Source organism: Acinetobacter sp. 148 (assembly GCF_031196675.1).
GTDB classification, from domain to species: Bacteria; Pseudomonadota; Gammaproteobacteria; order Pseudomonadales; family Moraxellaceae; genus Acinetobacter; species Acinetobacter baumannii.
The window spans coordinates 25,864-48,990 of record NZ_JAVIMT010000071.1 but is presented as its reverse complement, the minus strand read 5'-3'; the positions used below and the strand labels follow the sequence as shown (position 1 = coordinate 48,990).

Annotated in this window: 17 protein-coding genes and 1 pseudogene; 9 read left to right on the top strand and 9 right to left on the bottom strand. The window is 38.7% G+C overall.

What is annotated here, in order from left to right:
• Positions 1-8: 8 nt before the first annotated feature.
• The 3 genes from nuoC to ndhC form a co-directional block, all read right to left on the bottom strand.
• Positions 9-1,796: an NADH-quinone oxidoreductase subunit C/D gene (gene nuoC, locus RFX69_RS12520; protein ID WP_000852150.1), complete on the bottom strand. Its 1,788-nt coding sequence runs from the start codon at positions 1,794-1,796 to the stop codon at positions 9-11.
• An 84-nt stretch (positions 1,797-1,880) separates the two neighbouring features.
• Positions 1,881-2,558, bottom strand: coding sequence for an NADH-quinone oxidoreductase subunit B family protein (locus RFX69_RS12515; RefSeq protein WP_000878003.1), 678 nt, complete (start codon positions 2,556-2,558; stop codon positions 1,881-1,883).
• Positions 2,559-2,564: 6 nt separating this feature from the next.
• On the bottom strand, positions 2,565-3,116 hold the full coding sequence (gene ndhC, locus RFX69_RS12510) for an NADH-quinone oxidoreductase subunit A (protein ID WP_001274550.1): 552 nt from the start codon (positions 3,114-3,116) through the stop codon (positions 2,565-2,567).
• 427 nt (positions 3,117-3,543) lie between these two features.
• On the opposite strand from ndhC, the gene RFX69_RS12505 reads away from it, so the two are divergent.
• Together RFX69_RS12505 and RFX69_RS12500 are read left to right on the top strand one after the other, a co-directional pair.
• Complete coding sequence (locus RFX69_RS12505; RefSeq protein ID WP_001147027.1) at positions 3,544-4,965, top strand: sensor domain-containing diguanylate cyclase; 1,422 nt, start codon at positions 3,544-3,546, stop codon at positions 4,963-4,965.
• A gap of 92 nt (positions 4,966-5,057) precedes the next feature.
• Positions 5,058-5,411: a hypothetical protein gene (locus tag RFX69_RS12500; RefSeq protein ID WP_001047855.1), complete on the top strand. Its 354-nt coding sequence runs from the start codon at positions 5,058-5,060 to the stop codon at positions 5,409-5,411.
• Between the two features lie 22 nt (positions 5,412-5,433).
• Here RFX69_RS12500 and bfmS read toward each other — a convergent pair whose 3' ends face one another.
• Genes bfmS through RFX69_RS12485 form a run of 3 tightly spaced genes read right to left on the bottom strand, consistent with a single transcriptional unit; the run spans position 5,434 to position 8,035 of the window.
• A complete protein-coding gene (gene bfmS / locus RFX69_RS12495; protein WP_000472466.1) occupies positions 5,434-7,083 on the bottom strand; it encodes a sensor histidine kinase BfmS in 1,650 nt (549 codons plus the stop codon).
• 32 nt (positions 7,084-7,115) lie between these two features.
• Positions 7,116-7,832 carry a response regulator transcription factor BfmR gene (bfmR, locus tag RFX69_RS12490; protein ID WP_000076440.1) on the bottom strand — a complete coding sequence of 239 codons (717 nt, stop codon included), beginning with the start codon at positions 7,830-7,832 and terminating at the stop codon, positions 7,116-7,118.
• The gene (locus RFX69_RS12485; protein WP_000143214.1) at positions 7,829-8,035 is read right to left on the bottom strand and encodes a hypothetical protein; all 207 of its coding nucleotides are present in this window, start codon (positions 8,033-8,035) and stop codon (positions 7,829-7,831) included. Before RFX69_RS12485 ends, bfmR begins: the two co-directional genes overlap by 4 nt.
• Before the next feature lie 329 nt (positions 8,036-8,364).
• On the opposite strand from RFX69_RS12485, the gene RFX69_RS12480 reads away from it, so the two are divergent.
• The 4 genes from RFX69_RS12480 (at position 8,365) to RFX69_RS12465 (ending at position 16,568) form a co-directional block, all read left to right on the top strand.
• Positions 8,365-11,199, top strand: a complete 2,835-nt coding sequence (locus tag RFX69_RS12480; RefSeq protein ID WP_000111540.1) for a ribonucleoside-diphosphate reductase subunit alpha — start codon at positions 8,365-8,367, stop codon at positions 11,197-11,199.
• 56 nt (positions 11,200-11,255) lie between these two features.
• Positions 11,256-11,390: a hypothetical protein gene (locus RFX69_RS12475; protein ID WP_000465010.1), complete on the top strand. Its 135-nt coding sequence runs from the start codon at positions 11,256-11,258 to the stop codon at positions 11,388-11,390.
• 137 nt (positions 11,391-11,527) lie between these two features.
• The gene (locus RFX69_RS12470; protein WP_000025827.1) at positions 11,528-12,811 is read left to right on the top strand and encodes a ribonucleotide-diphosphate reductase subunit beta; all 1,284 of its coding nucleotides are present in this window, start codon (positions 11,528-11,530) and stop codon (positions 12,809-12,811) included.
• Positions 12,812-13,643: 832 nt separating this feature from the next.
• Positions 13,644-16,568, top strand: coding sequence for a hypothetical protein (locus RFX69_RS12465; RefSeq protein ID WP_289332875.1), 2,925 nt, complete (start codon positions 13,644-13,646; stop codon positions 16,566-16,568).
• 109 nt (positions 16,569-16,677) lie between these two features.
• On the opposite strand, the gene RFX69_RS12460 is transcribed toward RFX69_RS12465, so the two are convergent.
• On the bottom strand, positions 16,678-17,277 hold the full coding sequence (locus RFX69_RS12460; protein ID WP_289332874.1) for a TetR/AcrR family transcriptional regulator: 600 nt from the start codon (positions 17,275-17,277) through the stop codon (positions 16,678-16,680).
• Between the two features lie 121 nt (positions 17,278-17,398).
• On the opposite strand from RFX69_RS12460, the pseudogene RFX69_RS12455 reads away from it, so the two are divergent.
• From RFX69_RS12455 to RFX69_RS12445, 3 genes and pseudogenes are all read left to right on the top strand, one after another.
• Positions 17,399-17,729, top strand: a pseudogene (locus RFX69_RS12455) (darcynin family protein).
• A gap of 171 nt (positions 17,730-17,900) precedes the next feature.
• Complete coding sequence (locus tag RFX69_RS12450) at positions 17,901-20,087, top strand: Piwi domain-containing protein (RefSeq protein WP_289332873.1); 2,187 nt, start codon at positions 17,901-17,903, stop codon at positions 20,085-20,087.
• Positions 20,075-21,220: a hypothetical protein gene (locus RFX69_RS12445; RefSeq protein ID WP_000242994.1), complete on the top strand. Its 1,146-nt coding sequence runs from the start codon at positions 20,075-20,077 to the stop codon at positions 21,218-21,220. The genes RFX69_RS12450 and RFX69_RS12445 overlap by 13 nt, the downstream gene beginning before the upstream one ends.
• 37 nt (positions 21,221-21,257) lie before the next feature.
• Here RFX69_RS12445 and RFX69_RS12440 read toward each other — a convergent pair whose 3' ends face one another.
• Positions 21,258-21,812 carry a TetR/AcrR family transcriptional regulator gene (locus RFX69_RS12440; RefSeq protein WP_289332872.1) on the bottom strand — a complete coding sequence of 185 codons (555 nt, stop codon included), beginning with the start codon at positions 21,810-21,812 and terminating at the stop codon, positions 21,258-21,260.
• A gap of 681 nt (positions 21,813-22,493) precedes the next feature.
• Complete coding sequence (locus RFX69_RS12435; RefSeq protein WP_000249482.1) at positions 22,494-22,985, bottom strand: flavin reductase; 492 nt, start codon at positions 22,983-22,985, stop codon at positions 22,494-22,496.
• Positions 22,986-23,127: the final 142 nt, after the last annotated feature.

The window sequence follows — 23,127 nt, the reverse complement described above, 5'->3', positions numbered from 1 at the left end:
GTTACCTCTTAGCGATCCACGTCAGCCATAACCACGTCAATGGTCGCCAGATAAATGATTAAGTCAGATACTAAACTGCCGTTAATCACTGAAGGAATTTGCTGTAAGTGAGTAAACGTCGGTGTACGGATACGAGTACGATAACTCATCGTTGCCTTATCCGAAGTCAAGTAATAAGTACTTGCACCTTTCACAACTTCAGTCATGAATGACGCTTCACCAGCAGGCATGACAGGACCCCATGACACGCTCAAGAAGTGCGTAATCAAAGTTTCAATATCTTGTAACGTCTTATCTTTTGGTGGTGGAACAGCCAATGGGTGATCCGCTTTATATGGACCAGAAGGCATGTTATCCAAACACTGTTTGATAATTTTGAGTGATTGTTCAATTTCACGGAAGTGAACAAGTACACGAGCGTACGCATCGCCTTCATACTCAACCGGAACTTCGAAGTCGAAGTTTTCATAGCCACTGTATGGACGATATTTACGAACGTCGAAATCAATACCTGTTGCACGTAAACCAGTACCGGTTACACCCCATGCAAGCGCAGATTTGGCATCGTATTGAGCAACATTACGTGTACGACCAATAAACACAGAGTTTTTGAATGCAGCTGTGTAGTATTCGTTCAAACGTTTTGGCATCCAATCTAGCAACTCTTTAACAAGTTTTTGCCAGTTGTTTGGAAGGTCGTGTGCTGTACCACCAATACGGAACCATGCTGGGTGCATACGGTAACCCGTAATTGCTTCAACGATGTCGTATACTTTTTGACGGTCTGCGAACATATAGAATACTGGTGTCATACCACCGGCATCCTGAATTGCCGTACCACAGTAAAGTAAGTGGTTATTAATACGGAACAATTCGTTCAACATAACACGAATCACTTGTGCACGCTCAGGAACTTTAATTCCAGCAAGCTGCTCAACAGCCATGACATATGGCATGTTTTGCGCACAACCACCCAAGTAGTCAACACGGTCAGTATAAGGAATGAAAGAGTGCCATGTTTGACGCTCAGCCATCTTTTCCACACCGCGGTGGTGATAACCGATATCAGGAACACAGTCCTTCACTTCTTCACCGTCTAACTGCAATACAATACGGAATGCACCGTGCGCAGATGGATGGTTAGGACCCAAGTTCAAGAACATGAAGTCTTCGTCAGCGTTACCACGCTTAAGACCCCAGTCTTCTGGTACAAAGCGTAAGTGTTCCTGTTCGAAATCTTGCTTCGCTTTGTCTTGCATGTACGGCGTATATTCTGTCGCACGTGCTGAATATTCTTTACGAAGCGGGTGACCTTCCCAATAAGTTGGTAACAAGATACGACGAAGCATTGGATGCCCTTCGAAATTGATACCGAACATATCGTAAGCTTCACGTTCATACCAGTTGGCATTTGGCCAGATATTTGTCGCTGTCGGGAGGTTAAGATCGTTTTCGTTCAAGGCAACCTTGATACGAATGTCACTATTACGCTCAAGCGATAATAAATGATAGAACACAGTGAAGTCAGATGCTGGCAAACCATCACGATGTTGGCGTAAACGCTCATCCATCGCTGATAAGTCAAACAGCATTACATAAGGACGTTCCACTTTACGCAGGAACATGAGGACTTCTTGCACGCGTGCGCGCTCAACCCAGACTGTTGGAAACTCTTCAAAAGTCGCCTGCACATAAAAGTTCTCACCAAATTTGGTTTTGAGCTCTTCTACGATTGCAAATGCTGGGCGTGAATCAACTGGTGTTGATTCTGGCATAGCAATGTCAGTTTCAGCCATTGGCTTGGCTTCCTATTTAATACAAATTCTGTCAATTTTCTCGATGAACATATCGGTTAGATATGTCAAAACACCGTCAAAAAATTATTTAATCTCATCCATAGAGCGTAAGTTTTTAACGGCAATACGCTGCGCATTCTTACGATCACGTTCTGGCATCATCTTTGGCTTATACACTGGCTGAAGATCATCACCAATCACGGCAGAAAGCGGGCGTCGCTCTAATTGAATCTGGTCTTGTAAAAGCATTAATGCTTGGATTAATGCTTCAGGACGAGGCGGACAACCTGGGACGTACACGTCAACAGGAATAATTTTGTCTACACCTTGTACTACTGAATAGATGTCGTACATACCTCCAGAGTTTGCACAAGCACCCATTGAAATAACCCATTTAGGTTCTAACATTTGTTCATACAAACGTTGGATAACCGGAGCCATTTTTACAAAGCAGGTACCTGCAACAATCATCAAGTCAGCCTGACGAGGTGAAGCACGAATAACCTCTGCACCGAAACGGGACAAGTCATGCACGCCTGTTAAGGTCGTTGCATATTCAACGTAACAACATGATGTACCAAAGTTAAATGGCCACAAAGAGTTTTTACGTCCCCAGTTTACTGCTGTATGCAAGACATCCTCTAAACGAGTCATGAATACGTTTTTATTCACTTCCTCTTCAAGTGGATCTGTCACAATTTGACGATCTTGCAATGGATATTGATCAGCATCCGGATTCGCGCGGGTCAGAGTATATTTCATCCCGACTTACTCCTTTTCAGATGACAATGCAGGTGTAGTTTTTGACTTAACACGACCTGATGATTGGGCTGGAATCTGGCCTGTAGGGTCAGTTACGAGCTCTTCAATAGAGTTAAAGCGTGTAATTTCAGCAATGTTCATTGTTGGTGAACCGACTTTAATCTTCTCACCTGCTAATTTACGGCGATCTGCCGGTGCCCAACTTAAAGCACCTACAGAGAAGGCATAAACAAGCGCAATTAATAGGTCAACGACAAAGATTACGACAGTGGTATAACCCAACCATCCTACTTCACGCACCGAAGTAGACCATGCATAGAGGTAAAGTGCCTCTAAGTCGAAAACAACGAAGAAAATTGCAACTAGATAGAACTTTGCAGACAGGCGAATGCGAGCGCCACCAGCACTCACGACACCTGATTCAAACTGCTCTTGCTTAGCACGTCCCCACGATTTCCCCCCGAGGAGTAAGGGAACTGTGAGCATAAAGACGCAAAGAAATGTAACGCCGATCACGAAGGCGATAATCGCCCAGTCGTATGGAGTAATGGCACTCATGCGGGGATAACTCCTGGCAGGCCTATTATTTAACAAAGAATGTATGTATTGGCCTTCAAATACACCAAACACAAAATTAATCCCGCCAATTGTACCTGATTTCTAATTTCCCTTGCTAGTTGAAGCGTCTTAGTCTTTTGGATGATTTTCCAATCAAAAGTAATCATCTATGTCTTGTAGAGGGGGTTTCACCGCTTATAATCGGTTTATTTGATAGTTTTCGCACTTGTAATGATTTTTTTCATTTTCTGATTTTTAATATTATTTGCACAATTGCTCAATCGGTCAAATTAAACACCTTACTTTTTTATAATATTAATCGGTTTTTTATTGTATTCATCTTCCCCTCTGAATTATGATGAATGTTTAATCATGCATTAATATTTTATTACTCTTGGATAAGAGTATTTATCATTAAGGGCAGCTGATGCCATACTCACTTCGTGAATTTTCATTTTCTACCTCCCTGAAATTTTTTCTCTTATTTACCATCATTATTACGCTATGTTGCTTTATTGGAATTGCATCTCGTCCTCTTAGTTTTCTTGCTTTTTTCTGGCCTGCTAATTCGGTATTTCTAGGCCTATTGCTTCGATTTCCACAAACACGCCAAATAGGTAGTTTTGCTGGTGCTTTTACTGGTTACATGATTGCCGATTTAGTTAATGGCACACCTCTTTTTCTCACCCTTATTTTAACGATATCCAACTACCTGTATGTAGTAACGACTTTAGCACTCGCAATATTGTTTAATCGCCATATAAAAGCAGCTTATCAAGGCTATTCTTATTTACTCTTATTTGCACTATGCGGGATTGGCAGCATAACTGGTGCTTTTTTTGCAGCAACTTTTGTGCCTATGTTTAACACCAAATTTATGATTGGTAGTTTTTGGGCCGAATTTGGTTATTGGGTTACTTCAGAGCTTCAAAATGCCTTATTGTTGCTGCCCATTATTTTAAACATCCCCCCTTACCTTAAAATAAAAAACCACCTTAAGGGTAATCGTATATATATCAAAGCGATTGATTTTTTGCCTTTATTCGCTGTTTTAATTTCGATAGGAGTGAGTTATTACGACTCGGGTCCAGGTTCCCTCCTCTACCCCATCGCCGCATTAATCTGGTGCGCTATCCGCTATAAACCCATTATTGTTGCTCTCATTACATCCTTTACCAGTGCATATATTATTTATCATGTCTCAGGGCATTATTTATTACTGTATCCGCAAGACTATTTAGGCAATACCATTTCTATACGTATAGGGCTGATCATGATGACGGTTGCGCCACTTACCGTTTCCAGTATTAGCGCACTCCATTCTGAATTAATTCAGAAGTTACAACATGCAATTGCCCATGATGAACTCACCTCAAGTTTAACTCGACGCCAATTTTTACAGTCAGTCCGCCTACTCCAAGAAAAAGTACAAAAGGAAAATAAGACCTCTGCATTTTTTATGTTGGACGTCGATCATTTTAAAAAAGTGAATGATAGTTATGGCCACTTAATTGGGGATAGAGCCTTACAGACCTGTGTAACGACCATACAAAATATTTTACACCCTCATGACTTACTAGGACGTTTTGGTGGAGAAGAATTCGCAATTTTTATTCCGGATACCACCAGAGAGGCTGCCTTTGAACTCGCGGAAAGAATACGCATTCAAATTAGTCAGCAACCGATTTATGTATATGGCAAATTACCCATCTTTGTGCAGGTAAGTATTGGTATTAGCTTATATTCTCCAAGCTATCACCGTTCTATTGAAAGTTTGTTTAAAGAAGCAGACGATGCACTCTATCAAGCAAAGCGCCAAGGGCGTAATAGAGTTTTTATTTCTTTGTAATATTTCCAAGTCATCATCTAGTGTAATGAATTTTATACAATATCTTCTGTTTTGCCATGTATGCTAATAACAGATAATAAGGAGAAAAATGCATGAATCTAGAATATACGCATAAACCAGACTATTACTTGTTTGCACAATTACTGGTGCGACATATAGAAAGCTATATTCATAAACACCCAGATGCAGATAATGCCATTTTTGACTTGCGAGATGTCTATGAAATTTTTAGGCAAGATTTCGCATCAACCACAACAAATCTAGAAGGCATTTTACATATTGCAGACTCATATAGAGTTGAGACTTTGAATGGGGATCAGCCTCTTATTCAAAAATATCAAATTGATGCTAAAAATAATTCGCTCTTGATTGACTTTAATACAGATGCACTCAATAGCCTGAGAAGCGGCAAACCTATTTTGGAACCTGATGCAACTCAGTTATAAATGAACCAATAAAAAAAGCACCTTATGCAGGTGCTTTTTTATTGGTCTTTAATGGCGGTTGTTTAAAGCGATGTGCTGGCCAAGTCATAATAAAGCGTGCGCCTCCCAAGCTTGGGCTTTCATCTACTTTAATTTCACCACCAAACCAGTAAGCAATACGACTTACAATCGAAAGTCCTAAACCATAACCACCAGATGCACGTGTACGGCTATCATCTAAACGTGCAAAGGCTTCAAATACACGTTTGCGGTCTTGCTCAGGAATACCCGGTCCGTCGTCTTCGACACAGACAAAAGCCATGCCATCACTATGAATACCGCCCGTAATCCGAACTTTGTTATCACAATAACGGACTGCATTACCTACCAGATTTTGTACAACACGGTGAAGGTAACGACGCTCTGCATCTACTTTCACATATAAAGGCGGTGGAATAAGTTCAATTTCTTTCTGTGTTTTTAAAGCCTCAGTTTCAACTGCAACCTGATCCAACACTTCGAAGAGTACAATTTCTGCAAAATCTAGTGAAGGTGTACCCTGCTCTAGTTTTGCATAAGTCATGATTTCATCAATTAAGGTATTGAGCGCTTCAATATCTTTATCAATCATGTCGACCTGATGCATACGATGATTGTAATCATCTTCTTCGGCTAACATTTCTGTACCAAAGCGAATACGTGCCACAGGTGTTCTGAGTTCATGAGATACTGCTCTCATTAACTCACGTTGAGCCTCAATCAAACGCTGAATATGGTCAGACATATTGTTATAACTTGAAGCCAAGTTTGCCATTTCATCGCTTCCCTCAATAGGAACACGCAGTGACAAATCACCCGATTTCATACGGTTTAATGCATAACGCACCTGTCGGATTTTGCGCTCTAACGGCAAAATCAAACCGTAAACACCTAGACTTAATAAGAATAAGCTAAATAAGGTAATACCCGCCGAAAGCTGTAAAGGCATCCAGTTAAACATTGGAACCGGACCCAGCACTAACACTTGCGCAGGATGATTCGGTATTGGAGACACAATCGAAATGGTTGTACCGCGCACTGTTGCGCTATCTTTGTACAACATAACACTTTGGTCTTGGCGCAAACGTCCAATCTGTTCAGAATCCAGATTTACATCTTGAATATTTTGAATATTGATCGGATATGAGAAATGCTTTTGAATCTTGGCAAGATATTCTTGTTCCTGCCCCGGATAAAACATTAAATAGTCGAGCACAAAAATAGGAAGAGCCTTCATTTGGCGTTCAGTGATTTTGTCGACTTTTATAGATAGGTAATGTTGTGGGTCGTCACGCAAGCCAATAATGACATATGCAATGCTATTGCTTGCATCGTAACGAACTACAGATTTTTGTGCTTCGATCCGCTTTTTCTCGGTTCGAGACAGCTCAACCTTACTTGCATCGGTATAATAAATTGGAAGTTCGAGCAAATCAGATGCGTCAGAAATCCAATCTATTTTTTGCTGCTTCCCAGGTTGTCGAGCGACTCCTTCACTAATGACATAAGAAATACCATCAGTTAAAGATTCTCGGTATTCTTGTGCGCGTTGGTAGTTGATAATTTGTACCAGTAAATACCCAAAAACAGCCACCAAAACAACAAGAATTACCAGCCCCGCATATATTCGCAGGAATATACTGTGTTTAAACACTCGACCAACCTTATAGGAAGTTTAATCAGATTTTACAATCCATTGGTTTCTTTAACAAACAAGTAACCTTTACTACGTACAGTTTTAATACGTTTTGGATTTTCAGGATCATCGCCAATTTTTGGACGAATACGTGAAATACGTACGTCAATTGAACGGTCTTGACCATCGTATTCGATACCACGTAAACGTTCGAAGATATCTTCACGCGATAAAATACGGCCAGCGTTTGATGCAAGCAACCATAACAAGTCATATTCAGCACTTGTAAAGTCAACAAGCTCACCGTTCAACGTTACCGAACGGCCACCATTGTCGATGACGAGGTCGTCAAACTCAATACGTTGAGCAACCTCATCTTCAACAGTTTTATCCGTACGGCGTAACAAAGCACGAATACGCGCTAATAATACACGTGGTTGAACTGGTTTCGCGACATAATCGTCTGCACCCATTTCCAGACCAAGTACCTGATCCATATCTTCAGTACGTGCAGTCAACATTAAGATTGGTTGATGATAGTGTGGGCGAACTTCACGACAAACGGTTAAACCATCTGCACCCGGCAACATGACATCCAAGACCACAAGATCCGGTTGCTCACTAATAATACGACGAATTGCACGGTTACCATCGGTTTCTACACCAACTTCCAAACCGTTACGGATTAAATATTCTTGAGTTAATCGCGCTAAACGCTCGTCGTCTTCAACGATCAGAATCTTTGGTAACTTTTCTTCTTGGCTCATATCATTGCCCCTATAAATCTCATTACATGTATCTTAAAAATCTTGCAGATACATTCGTTTATCATTTGCAATATACACACGTTTACATTGTAAACAAGTAGGCGTTCACCAAACTGATACATGACAACCATGTTTTGTTGCATTTTATTAATCTTTGAATTTTCAGGTATTTTTATTATCTGTTTATTGTTCTTAAATGTCATAATCTATTCATATTTCCTATGTATGAATATTAAACAAATTATTTCTTCACTAAATTTAAATTCACTCAAGTGTTTGTTTTTTGAGTTATCCACAAAGTTATCTATAAGTGTTTTTTCACAGCTTTGGTATGCTATCTCCCGACAAATCATACAGATAAAAAATTACTAAAAAGTCAAGATTGATCTACCGTAAAAAATCCCGTATCTTGTGTTGAAAATAAACTTTAACTACTAAGTCTTGTGTTTATCCCTCAAATATCGTGGCATGTTTTTTGCTCGGTTCAAACGGTCTATGAACATAACAAAAGTGACAATGGAGCTATGCTGGCATGAGCGTAATTACTTCGACTCCCGGTCAAATTCAGGTGATTAAACGCACCGGAGATGTTGCTGCATTTGATGCAGAGAAAATTTCTGTTGCGATTGGTAAAGCTTTTCTTGCTGTGGAAGGTCAACAAAGTGCGGATTCGAGCCGTATTCACGACCGTATTACCCAACTGACGGAAATGGTACTGAACACTTTCACTCGCCGTTTACCTTCTGGCGGTACCATTCATATTGAAGAGATTCAAGATCAAGTTGAACTTGCACTGATGCGTACTGGGGAGCACAAAGTCGCTCGTGCTTACGTTATCTATCGCGATCAACGCGCAAGTGCCCGTAAAGACACAAATTCTAATCATCACCCTACCTTGCAAGTTACCGATGCAAACGGTCAGCTTCAACCACTTGATTTAAGTGCACTGCAAGCAACTGTAAATCGAGCTGCTGAAGGCTTAGAAGGTATTGATGTTCAAGCAATTATCGATGAAACCGTTAAAAACTTATATAACGGCGTAAAAGAAAGCGATATTGCTACCACCATGATGATGGCAACACGTACACGTATTGAACAAGAACCTAACTATACATACGTAACTGCACGTTTGCTTCGTGATGAGTTGGTAAGCACTGGCTTAGCATTCTTAGGTTTACCGGCTGATACAGCTGAAAACAATGCACTTGAAGCATTCTTGAAAAAAGGTGTAGAGCTTGATTTGCTTTCACCGGACTTGCTTAAGTTCGATCTAGAAAAACTAGCAGCAGCGATTCAACCGGAACGTTCTAACCAGTTTACCTATTTAGGTTTACAGACTCTATTTGACCGTTACTTCATCCATTCAAATGGCGTTCGCTTCGAATTACCACAATTATTCTTCATGCGTGTGTCAATGGGTCTTGCACTTAATGAGCAAGACAAAGAAGAGCGTGCAATCGAGTTCTATAACTTGTTGTCTAGCTTTGACTACATGGCCTCTACGCCTACCCTGTTTAACTCAGGTACATTACGTCCACAGCTTTCAAGCTGTTACTTAACAACGATTGGCGATGACCTTTATGACATTTATGGTGCAATGCGTGACAACGCGATGCTCTCTAAATGGGCAGGTGGTTTAGGTAATGACTGGACACCTGTACGTGCCTTGAACTCTTATATTAAAGGTACAAACGGTAAATCTCAGGGTGTTGTTCCGTTCCTTAAAGTTGCGAACGATACAGCCGTTGCGGTAAACCAAGGTGGTAAGCGTAAAGGTGCGGTATGTGCGTACTTAGAAACTTGGCACTTAGACATCGAAGAATTCTTAGAACTTCGTAAAAACACGGGTGATGACCGTCGTCGTACTCACGACATGAACACTGCAAACTGGGTTCCTGACCTATTTATGCAACGTGTGTTTGAAGATGGCGAATGGACACTATTCACTCCGTCTGAAACTCCAGACCTACACGATTTAACTGGTGCTGAGTTTGCTGAACGCTATGCATACTATGAGTCTGTTGCAAAAGAACAGAACATGTTGCACAAGAAAGTACGTGCGAAAGACTTATGGCGCAAAATGCTTTCTATGTTGTTCGAAACTGGTCACCCTTGGATCACGTTTAAAGATGTTTGTAACTTACGTTCACCACAACAACACGTTGGCGTAGTTCACTCATCTAACCTATGTACTGAAATTACGTTAAACACCAACCAAGACGAAATTGCGGTATGTAACTTAGGTTCGATCAACCTTGTTCAACACGTTAAAGGTGGCGTATTAGACCGTGAAAAGTTAGCGCGCACTGTTAAAACAGCAGTTCGTATGCTCGATAACGTTATCGACATTAACTACTACGCTGTACCACAAGCGAAGAACTCTAACTTGAAACACCGCCCTGTTGGTATGGGTATCATGGGCTTCCAAGATGCGCTTTACGAAATGGGTATGGCTTACGGTTCTGATGAAGCTGTGAACTTTGCTGACGAGTCAATGGAAGTGATTAGCTACTATGCAATCCAAACTTCAAGTGACTTGGCTGTTGAACGTGGTGCTTACTCAACATTTAAAGGTTCATTGTGGGATCAAGGTATCCTTCCAATCGACTCTTTAGAAATTGTTGCGAAATCTCGTCCAGAACGTATGTTTGAAGTTGACCGTACTCAACGTTTAGATTGGGACAGTTTACGTGCCAAAGTTCAAAAAGACGGTATGCGTAACTCAAACGTAATGGCGATTGCTCCAACTGCAACCATTTCGAACATTTGTGGTGTTTCTCAGTCTATTGAGCCAACATTCCAAAACTTATATGTGAAATCTAACTTGTCTGGTGAGTTCACTGTAATTAACCCTTACCTTGTTCGCGCATTAAAAGAACGTGGTCTTTGGGACACAGTGATGGTTAATGACCTCAAACACTTTGAAGGTTCAGTACAAAAAATTGCTCGTATTCCTGAAGAATTAAAAGCAATCTTTGCAACTGCGTTTGAAGTTGAACCACGCTGGATTGTTGATGCTGCATCACGCCGCCAAAAATGGATTGATCAAGCACAATCTCTTAACCTTTACATCTCTGGTGCAAACGGTAAGAAACTTGACATCACTTATAAGATGGCATGGTTACGTGGTCTTAAGACGACTTATTACCTCCGTGCGTTAGGTGCAACATCTGCTGAAAAATCTACAATTAACACAGGTGCGTTAAACGCGGTTAAACCTGCAACTGTAGAAGCAGCAGCACCTGCGGCAGCTCCGGTCGTAGAAGCGAAGAAGCCTGAAGCAGTTGAAGAAGACGGCTTCACTCAAGCAGCTCCGGTTCCTATGGCTTGTTCAATCGACAACCCAGATTGCGAAGCTTGCCAATAACATTCAATAAAGTTGCTCTTTAACACAAAAGAGCAACTTTAAACGAGGTAAAGATTATGTTTTTTCATCTCAGCCATAACTATATGCTTGGTGTTGGAATCTTAATCTTTGCCTTTATTTTCTTTTATACGCCTATGGTTTACGCCTTTTTTAAAATCCGTAAACAACAGCGTAAGCAAAATAAGTTGTAGGGATAATGGACCAAAGGCCCAAAATTTGGTCATACATCAATAAAACTTAATTTTGTTTACACATTATGAGCGTATAGTAGTGACATCTTCGTTTAGAGATGTCGAACATAGATATATACAACGAAGAGAGAACAACAATGTCTATCCTTAGTTGGGACGATTTTGAAGATGATTCGCAAAAACCGGCTGCACCTGAACACAAGTCTGCGCCCGTCAACCCGGAAAAAACGCCTGATTCGCAGAATGTATCTGCTGCGCAGCCATCATCGCAGAGCGTGGCAGCTCCACAATCCACTGGAACCCATTCCGTGCGATCAACAAATCCAACCGATTCAATGGCTCGAGCATCTGAAGCCTTAGAACATTTGGATGTTGCTCCTGGCCTTGAAGAGTTAGAAATGGGCGCGCAACGCGTTCAGGTTGACGACAAAGCCATGATTAACTGTCGCGCCGACTTGAACCAGCTTGTTCCATTTAAATATGAGTGGGCTTGGCAAAAATATCTAGATGGTTGTGCAAACCACTGGATGCCTCAAGAAGTGAACATGAACCACGATATCGCACTTTGGAAGTCTGAAAATGGCTTAACTGAAGATGAGCGTACGATCGTTATGCGTTCTTTAGGTTTCTTCTCGACTGCGGACTCTTTGGTTGCGAACAACCTCGTATTGGCAATTTACCGTCACATCACGAACCCTGAATGCCGTCAGTACATTTTGCGTCAAGCGTTTGAAGAAGCAATTCACACTCACGCTTACCAATACTGTATCGAATCTTTAGGTATGGACGAAGGCGAAGTCTTCAACATGTACCGCGAGATTCCATCGGTTGCGCGTAAAGCAGCTTGGGGCTTGAAGTACACTCAATCGTTAAGTGATCCTACTTTCCACACAGGTACGCCTGAAAACGACCAACGTTTACTTCGTAACTTGATCGCGTTCTACTGTGTTCTTGAAGGGATCTTCTTCTACTGTGGCTTTACTCAAATTTTGAGTATGGGTCGCCGTAACAAGATGAATGGTGTTGCTGAGCAGTTCCAATACATTTTGCGTGATGAGTCTATGCACTTGAACTTTGGTATCGACATGATTAACCAAATCAAGATTGAGAACCCTCACCTTTGGACTGCCGAGTTCCAACAAGAAGTAATTCAAATGATTCTTGAAGGTACGATGCTTGAAATCGAATACGCACGTGACACAATGCCACGCGGTGTATTGGGTATGAACGCAAGCATGATGGAAGAATATTTGAAATTCATCTGTAACCGTCGTTTATCTCAGTTAGGTTTACCAGAGCAATTTGCTGGTGTAACTAACCCATTTGCGTGGATGTCGGAGATGATGGACTTACGTAAAGAGAAGAACTTCTTTGAAACTCGCGTAACTGACTACCAAACTGGTGGTGCGTTAAGCTGGTAAGTTTTACCGCTTTCCCAAAAAGCCGCTCATCTAGAGTGGCTTTTTTATTACCAGAATTATTTAGGCTCAGCTCAAGCCTCATTTATTTATTCTTTATTCAATAAATATTTAATAATTTATATAAGGCTGTTCTGAACTTAATCGTATATAAGTTATATTCTTTTAATTTAAAATTAAATAATATAAAAATCTAAATAATTTATAAAAACAATTTAAAATACTAAAATAAAAATTATTGTTTTAAAAAGAATTTTAGAAATAGATAAAATAAGGTGTCGGCTGACCCACTCTGGCTTTTAAACGAACGAAAACTCAGCCGACGGCGTAGATATACCAAATAATTATTACAAAAACTTATATCCCTACGATTATTTTACAAATCCGAATAAATACTCAAGTAAAAATATCACAAAATTTATCTATATTATTTTTGTCACTCTCTTTATTTAAAGAGATAGCTTTAAACCCTATAAATAAATTAAATTTATTTTAAAAACAAAAAGTTATAAAAATAGATATTTTAATTTTAAGTAAAAATTATTTTATTTCAAAAAGATAAATCATTTTTTAAATACATATATTATTTTAATCTTAAAAATTTTTATTAACTTAGCCATTTTTTTGTGTTTAAAAATGTTATTAAAAATCACCGTATTTTTTATTTTGTTGATTTTGAATATATTTACAAACTCGCTATATCAGCCGTGACAAATTACACAACTTGACACCAAATAGTAAAAAATTAAATACTCTTTCTCAATTATGTGCTCTGAAACACATAATCAATAAATAGTAATAACAACATCTCAAACAAATCACATGGAAATAGATTATGTTTATTAAAAGTATTTTATCTTCGATTACTAGTATTATCCCACTTCCTGAAAATAGTAACACAAGCAGTAATTTAGGTAACGGCTCTGGTGACGGCCTACTTAATGGAATATCTTCCGGAAATGGTGAACACAACTATGGTATTGGCAATGGTATTGCCGATGACGCAAGCATTACCGCCCCAATTACCATTCCCCTCAACCTCTCTGGTAACTCAATTACTCTCATAGGCAATTCATCTTCAAGTTCGGTGAATAGCTCTCCAACCACCACTTCAAATAACGTTAATGACAACGATGTAACAAATAATGGTAACGGCTCTACCATTGGTAGCGGTACAGGCAATGGCTCTGGTGACGGGCTTTTAAATGGCGCCGCTTCTGGTAATGGTGAACACAACTATGGCATCGGTAATGGTATTGCCGATGACGCAAGCATTACTACCCCACTTTCAATTCCAATTAACCTTGCGGGTAACTCTATTACCCTAATTGGTGACTCATCTTCTAGTTCGGTCAACAACTCTGCAACCAATACATCAAATACCGTGAATGACAACGACACCACCTATAACGGCAATGGCTCAGGTGCTGGTAATGGTTCGGGCGATGGCTTGTTAAATGGAATTGGCTCTGGCAATGGCGAGCAAAACTACGGTATCGGAAATGGGATTGCGGATGACGCAAGTATTACAGCCCCAATTACGCTTCCTATTAACTTGTCTGGTAACTCAATTACTCTAATTGGCAATTCATCTGCAAGTTCTGTTAATTCCTCGCCAACTACAACGTCAAATACTGTGAATGACAACGACACCACCTATAACGGTAATGGTACTGGTGATAGCGGCGTGAGCGCTCTGGGCGGTTCTGGCAATGGTTCAGGTGATGGCGCAGGTAATGGTATCGCTTCTGGCAATGGTGAACATAACTATGGTATTGGCAATGGTAACGGCGACGATGTTGATATTACTGCTCCGATTACCGGCGTTCTAAACATTTCAGGAAACTCATTTACTCTCATTGGTAATTCTTCCTCAAGTTCAGTCAATACTGCGCCAACCACCACATCAAATACAGTGAACGACAATGACACCATTGATAATGGTAATAGCGGCGGCACAGGTAGTGGTTCAGGCAATGGCTCTGGTGATGGTTTACTTAATGGCGCTGCTTCTGGCAATGGCGAGCATAACTACGGCATTGGCAACGGAAATGGTGATGATGTAGATATTACAGCACCAATTACAGGTGTTTTTAATTTCTCTGGTAACTCTTTCTCACTCATTGGCAATTCATCTTCTAGTTCAATTAATACTGCCCCAACTACAACGACTAATACAGTTAATGACAATGACGTGACTGTTAATGGAAATGATGGAGGCGGCCTTGTGGGTGGAAGTTCTGGAAATGGCTCTGGTGATGGCCTGTTAAACGGCGCTGCTTCTGGCAATGGCGAACACAACTACGGTATTGGTAACGGAAACGGTGATGATGCAGATTTCACCTTCCCTCTTACTGGTGTACTTAACTTTTCCGGCAACTCGCTTTCAGGCTTTGGCAGTTCATCTAGTGACTCGGTAAATGTAGCACCAACCACGGCAACCAATACCGTCAATGATAATGACACCATTGATAATGCCAACACAGGCGGCCTTGGTGACAGTTCAGGCAATGGCTCTGGCGATGGCCTTTTAAATGGTGCAGCGTCTGGTAATGGCGAGCATAACTATGGCATTGGTAACGGAAACGGTGACGATGCAGACTTTACGCTTCCATTTACTGGCGGTTTAAATATTTTGGGCAATGCTTTATCTGGTATAGGTGGTTCTTCGACTGACTCTATTAATATTTCACCGACAACTACTTCAAACACAGTCAATGACAATGACACTACTAACAACGGCAACACTTCAGGTGGTGTGATTGGTTCTGGCGACTCAGGCAACGGCTCTGGTGATGGCCTATTAAATGGCATCTCATCAGGTAACGGTGAACATAATTATGGCATTGGCAACGGTAATGGCGATGATGTTGACGTTGTTGCCCCTATCACTACACCACTTAATGTATTAGGCAACTCTTTCTCATTTATTGGTGGTGAAGGTACAGGCGATATCTTAGGTCCGATTACTGGCGTTATTGGTGGTATTGGCGGTGATGGAGATATCTTAAGCCCGATTACTGGAATCATCGGTGGTATTGGTGGTGATGGGGATATCTTAAGCCCGATTACTGGCATTATCGGTGGCATAGGCGGCATCGGTGGGGATCTGGGCGATAACCCACTTACAGGTATTATTCAAAGCGGTATTGACGTTCTACAAAATTTAGAAAGTTTAAAAACAGGTTTGATTAATACAGGTATTGATACGATTGCCGGAACAATTATTGGTGTGTTCCCTGATGCAGAGCACCCTGTCGGTGATTTTGCAGATCTTGGAAAACTACTTTTCGAAACTTCACGCGATAGTGTTAACGGTACGCTTGAGGCTATTTCTGACCTTGCAGGCGCTGACCTTGAGGGTGCAAGTGGCTCGATTACTGGTGTAATTGATACACTTATTACCAATGGTTCAACGGCATCTACCATTATTCAGCATATTGTAGGTGATGACCTAGTCACTGAAAACGGTGGCCTATTGGGTTCAATCACCACGATTATTGGTGGCGTTGATAGCGGCGACGGTGGTTTACTGGGTGGCCTAGATGGCTTAATTAACATTAACTATGGCGACTCAGACAATAGTAACTCTGTAGATGTAGAAGATATTTTAGGAAATATTCTTGGCTCGGTAGGTTCAAATCAAGGTATTGCTGTTGGTGAACCTGATCCAACGGGCGGTAGTTTGATTCATACGATTTCACTTAACACAGTAAATCAGTTAACTGACCAACTTTTACATGCTTTACCGACTGTCTAATGTTTTCGTAAAGATATAACCCCTATAAAAGCACCTTTCAAATCTTGAGTTTGGAAGGTGTTTTTTATTAAAGAGCTTTTGACAGTAATACGCTCATGCTTATAGACCATTAATCCAGATCTAAATAACCAAATACAGCATTTTCAACTCGCTGTTGTAAATCATTTAAATCACTTTCCCCAGCTATACCTGCAGCGTTAATCATTCCTTTGCTTAAAGCAATCACATCTTGTGCGGCTATCTGTGAATGTGAAATACCAGAATGTATAAACAGATCAGAAATCATGGTCTCAAGCTCGTGTTGAAGCTCACTTTCCTCAACATCTTTTCCAATCAGTTCTGAAGCAAACTCTAAAGTTCGTGCCAACTGCGGACGGCTCAATTGATGTTGCACAGCAGCATGTATGATGAGTTTTAATTTTTCTTTTAAGTCTGCGGCTTCATGCTGCTGTATGGCTTCAACAATATGGGTTGAAAGCTTGGCGCGTTCACGTCGAATTAACTCAACGATTAAAGCCTCTTTAGATGGAAAATACTGATATAGGCTACCAATGCTTACGCCAGCACGTTCAGCCACGGCATTTGTGTTAAATCCAGCAAAGCCTAAAGACTCCAAAATGCGAGCAGCCGCTTCTAAAATAGCTTCAAAGGTAGCCACTGAACGTGCTTGACGCGGGCGTTTACGTGGGTCTGGAAGTGTTTCTGACATGGGCCGAAATGCGAGTATTTAATGTGAGTAATCACTCATATACTGACTGAGTCATATTGATATGACAAGAAAATCCTGTCTTTTCAGTTGAACTACAACTCGGCCCAGTCATGGAGTGGTTATGTCTAGAACCTATACTTTTTTTTATTCATTTAAGAGCTTTGCCTACTTGGCTGGCTTTAGCTCGTGAAAAGCGGGCTGAGTTTAGTGCACAAAAGCTTGAACCTATTTTTGCGAAGTACCCGACTGTAAAAGTTCGGTGGTATGACGTTGAAGCGTTTAGCACTAAAGCAAGTGATATTGCTGTGTTTGAGACGTCATCTTTGCAAGATTATTATTTTGTGATTGATGCGATACGAGACTCTGAGTTTTGTACAGTGCCCTACTTTGAGTTTGTAGAGATTATTCCTGCAATTGAAGATGGATATGTGGAGTATGAGGGTTCTTTGTAAAACTATTATTTTGCATACTTTACAGTTAAAAATTCAAACTTCTAAAGTGTATATACTTATTTTCAAAAAAAGAAAGAGTTGATATAGTAATTCAATATGAGAATTTATCCAGAAATAAAAAATAAGTTCTCTTAAATATAAAATAAATTTTGATAAAAACTTGAGGGATAAATGACTATAGAGCTGAATGCATTTCCAATAGATATAAGCAATATAGGCGTAGTAGAAGCTTGTGAAGTACCTTACGATAAAGAAGTATTATATTCATTACATGGTCATCCACAGAAAGACTATCATGCGATCCGTAATGGGAACCAAATATTAATATTTTCAGAATCTAAATCCTATCCAATTCAAGGTAATATAAAAGAAATAAATTTAACAGAAAATTATAAAATTTTATTTTTTCTTATTAGAGAATCTATTATTAAAACCTTAAAACAAATTAGAAGAGAACCTTTTAAATTTAAGCCTATTGAATTTATAAGTCCAAAAGAAAATATTACTGAAAAAATTTTAGGTGATAATTACCCTTTTCAAATAAATGCAAAATACAGTATAGATACTAGAATAATAAAAGGAGTTCCATGTTTAACTATTGATTGTTCAACAAAAAAGTACAATAAGGAAAATTTATTTTACTTCATTAATGATGGCTTTAACTTGATTAATCGACATGCTATTAGTAAGAAAAATGGAAAGTATAAAAGAATTGGAAGAATTCTAAGTATAGACAACAATATCGTTACAGTTCAGTCATACGATAAAATAAAAAATTATTATGCAGAAGAAATTACTTTAGAAGCTAATAGTAAAAATACAAAAGATTATTTAGCTTATAAATTTCCAAATAAATTCGAACAAATTCAAGAAAATATAAAAAAAGCTATATCTACTTTTACTCAAGGAGTAAGTAAGCAAATTAACATAGGAAAAATATGGAACTTTTTTAGTCAAAATGGAGTTTTTCTTTTTAATGGAGATAAAATAAATATAGGTTTTGCTCCAGATATTAGTCAACAGTGTAAACATTTAGTTTACCCTAGATTTTTTTTCTCGAATAATAGAGAAAATAATTCAAAAGAAAATGGTCTTAAAGACTATGGGCCATACACTAGAAATTACTTTGATAGAAATAATCCTTCTATTTGTGTTGTTTGTAATGCTAAAGAACAAGGGAAGATTGAACAATTTTTACACAAATTTTTAAAAGGTATTCCAAATAGTCACAACTTCAAAACTGGTTTTGAAGGAAAATTTCATATCGGTCTTAGTCAAATCGAATTTTTTACAACACCTGATGATTCTTTAGGGAGCTATCAACTAGCTATCCAACAAGCTATTCAAACTAGAACAAATCAAAACTCTTCTCAATGGGACCTTGCTCTAGTACAAACAAAGCAGTCTTTCAAAAAGCTATTAGTAGAACAGAACCCATATTACATTGGTAAAAAAATGTTTTTTCAACATCAAATTCCAGTTCAAGATTTCACTATAGAGCTAACTAACCAAAATGATAAAAACTTAGAGTATTCTTTAAATAATATGGCTTTAGCATGCTATGCTAAAATGAGTGGAAAGCCATGGTTACTTAAGTCAACACCGACCATATCTCACGAATTAGTAATAGGTATTGGTAGTTCCAATATCATTATTGAAGAAGATGGATTAAATCAAAGGATTATGGGAATTACGACTGTCTTTTCTGGAGATGGGAGTTATATAGTAAGTAATACTTCCAAGGCGGTAGTGCCAAATGAATATTGCAATGCATTAGTTGATACATTAGAACAAACAATTAAAAAAGTAGAAAAACTTATGAATTGGCAAAGCAACGATACTATTCGCCTAGTATTTCATGCAGCAGTTAAAACCTTTAATAAAAATGAAATTTCAGCTGTAAAAGAAGTAATTAAAAAATATAGTGGATACAAAATTGAATATGCTTTTTTAAAAATCTCATCAGATCATGGTTTACATTTATTTGATCATTCTACTAAAAGTGAGATCAGAGGAAAACTTGCTCCTAAGCGAGGTAAATATTTTGAATTATCTTCTCATGAAATTTTACTTTACTTGGTAGGTCAAAAAGAATTAAAACAAGTATCTGATGGTCATCCTCAAGGAGTTATAGTTAGTTTACATAAAGATTCTTCTTTCCAAGACTTAAAATATTTATCTAATCAAATTTTTAGTTTTTCCTCACACTCATGGCGTAGCTATTTCCCTAGCCCTTTACCAGTTACTATTCATTATTCTGATTTAATTGCAGAGAACTTAGGATGGTTAAATAAACTATCTGGTTGGGATGATACTATTCTTTTAGGTAAATTAGGTCAGACACAATGGTTCTTATAAATAATAAATTTGAATTAAGAGAGTTTTTACTAAATAAATTGCATTTGTTTTCAAGAAGTAATAATTTTCTTAAGGCTTTTTTAATTCATTTGAATTTAAGCCCTATTACTGAAATTGATATTTCAAATCTAACAAATTATGAAAAATGTACAATAGAAAGCTTAATTAATAAAGAAGTTGATTTACATAATGAGCTAGTTAGACTATTTGGGCAAGCAGCTATTGTGGATGGAACGCCGAGACCATGGGTTATGGATATCTGGGGCTTATTATCTATAAAAATTTATGTCGATAATTTAAAAGACTTAGAATTAACTGAGAAATTTAAAATATGGATATCCAGCTTTTTACCTAATCAAATAAATAAAGGACACTTAATTTCTTATGAAAAAGATATTTCCTTATTTATTATCGGAGAAAATGAAAAATACAATACCGCCATTATTCCTTTATTTTTACATTATCTCAAGATACAACCCATTTATGAAAATAAAAATAGATTAAATCTAATCCATATTTTTTTAAATACAGAATTTAAAAATAGTTTTATCGATGAAAACTTTTCTGAAAATATTTTAGCTGCGTTAATTTATGTTTTTGATAAGGCAGACAAAGATATTTCGACAGTTCCTCCAAATGGGTGGTCTTTTGAAGATCTGTGTAACTATTTAAATAATATTACACCTAATTTAAGAAGATGGACTTGGGAGTTAAAACCAAGAACACAAGGAGCAGAAATTGTTCGCTGGCAAATAAATAACGAATACCATGTTCAAAATTTATTATACACTTTACTGGCTCCTATTTTCCCAGACATCAAAGACGAGGAAAATTTACCATCAATAGGTCAAAAAAAACCTAGGATAGATTTATATATACCATCTTTGCATACTCTAATTGAAGTTAAATATAGAAAAAATACTTCGAAGTCATTTTCTGAATTAATTGGTGAAATTGGAGAAGATGCCTCCTTATACTTATCCTCGGAAAGCTATTCTGATGCTAAAGTAATAGTTTTCCTATGGGACCAAACTAGATCAACACAAGAACATGCAACTTTTAAGATGGGTATTAAAAGTATTTCTGGAATAAATGAATGTATTGTTGCGAACTCACCCTCTTTTATTAATTAATTATTTTTAAAATTTAATGTAATAAAAAAGCCATCCCTCAGATGGCTTTCCCCCAAAACCTCTCCAACACCACATCTCTTTCATCCAAACTGTTAGAGCTTAAAACCTGTAGCATCAAGCCATCTATAAGGTTTAAAACCATATCTGCATCGAATTTAAAAGCACGGGTCTCACAGCTAAAAATCAGGTCAAAAAGTTCCCGATGTAGCCATTTTCGGTATTCAACTGCCATACGGTAGGCTTGCGGGTACAACCGTTTTATTTCAAAAACCGCTTTAAGCAGCAAATGGTACAGACTGTTTAAATTGGTATGTAAGACAATAATTTCTTTGAGTTTATCTTTTTGGGTGTAGTAACGGCTTGAGTAAATAATCGAGAGCACTTCTTCTTTGAGTAGGCTTTTTTGAAAGGCGATGCACATTTCAATTAGGCGTTCTTTGGAGTGGAAGTAGTTGTAAAACGTGGCTTTCGGTATTTTGGCTTCTTTGATAATGAGGTCTACCCCTGCATTATGGAACCCATGCGTGGTAAAGAGTTGGATGGCAGTTTGGACCACCTGTAATTTTTTGGAAGATATTTCTAAAATTGGCATAGTTTTACCGTTATAAATTCTTGTTGTTTCTAAATGAGATAAAAAGCCTGTGCCCTTTTTGGGAGAAAAAAAGGCACAGCAAAGCCGTAAGACGGTGCTTGGCACATCTCAAGTTTTATTGTTGATATAAGTTTTTAGCCGTAATGACTTAAAGTCTGAAAAGCGGTTATGCCTTCAAACTGTTTAAAGATGAATTAAGTGGTGTCGTTATAGCTTTTGGCGCTCAAGGCCAAGAAATGGTGGATGTGCATAGCCAACTCCTGATTTTGGGAGTTCTGCCAAAGCATTCATTTGGAATTATGGTGGCAGAACGAAAGAGGGTTGACAGACTGGCTCAAGACCCAGCACACCCGAAGGTGTCCCCCTTCCGTCCTACCGCTACAAAAAGGGAGACGAACGGGTCTACATCAAAAAAACGAGTTTTTTCAATGTTCTTGAGCGCGGCCTGTCAAAGCCGGCTGGCAATGTGGCCAGCACGCAAAGCATAATCTGAGAGTTGAGATGTGTCAATGTAGCTTTAATGACAAGTGATTAAATTTCTTATTGTTTTTCATTAGATTAACTTAATTATTATTTAAGATATTATATTTAATTGTATTTTTAAAATTAAACAGAAGCGATCCGTGCTTATTGATTTCTTAATGAGACTTTTAATATGAAATAACGAAATGATAAGTAGGATTAGACAGTCTCAGTCTGCCCCACTTGGTGATAAGCACGGTTAAAATAAACCAAACTTTGGTCATGTTGGCTTTGTTTAATCGCCACAATCGGACATATAAAAATCGTGTGTGTGCCGACTTGTTGAATTTGCTCAATCTCACAATCGAAGCTCACCAAAGCATCTTCCAACACAGGTGCGCCTGTTTCTAACTCAATCCATTCGCCATGTTTAAAGCGTTCTTCTGGTGTGAGCTTAGATGAAAATGCTTTTGAGATATGTTCGTGGTGCGCGCCTAATACATTTACCGTTAAGATTTTGTTATCTAGGAAATGTGCATGTGAACTCGCAGCTTGGTTCATACAGACCAATAATGTCGGCGGTGTGTCAGTCACACTACAAACAGCAGAGGCAGTAAATCCAAAACGGCCAGACATGCCTGCCGTGGTCACAACACTAACCGCACTTGTGAGTAAAGACATTGCATTTCTAAAGTCTGTTGCTTGAACCATGACATTATTCCTAAATTGAACCGTACCTTTTCCTGTGTGTTTGCTATACCGCCCAACTCCATCAGGAAGGTACTATCGACATGCGTTCTGATTAGAGCGACATGTGTAGTAAGTAAAATGAGGGTTACTTGTTTGATTATCA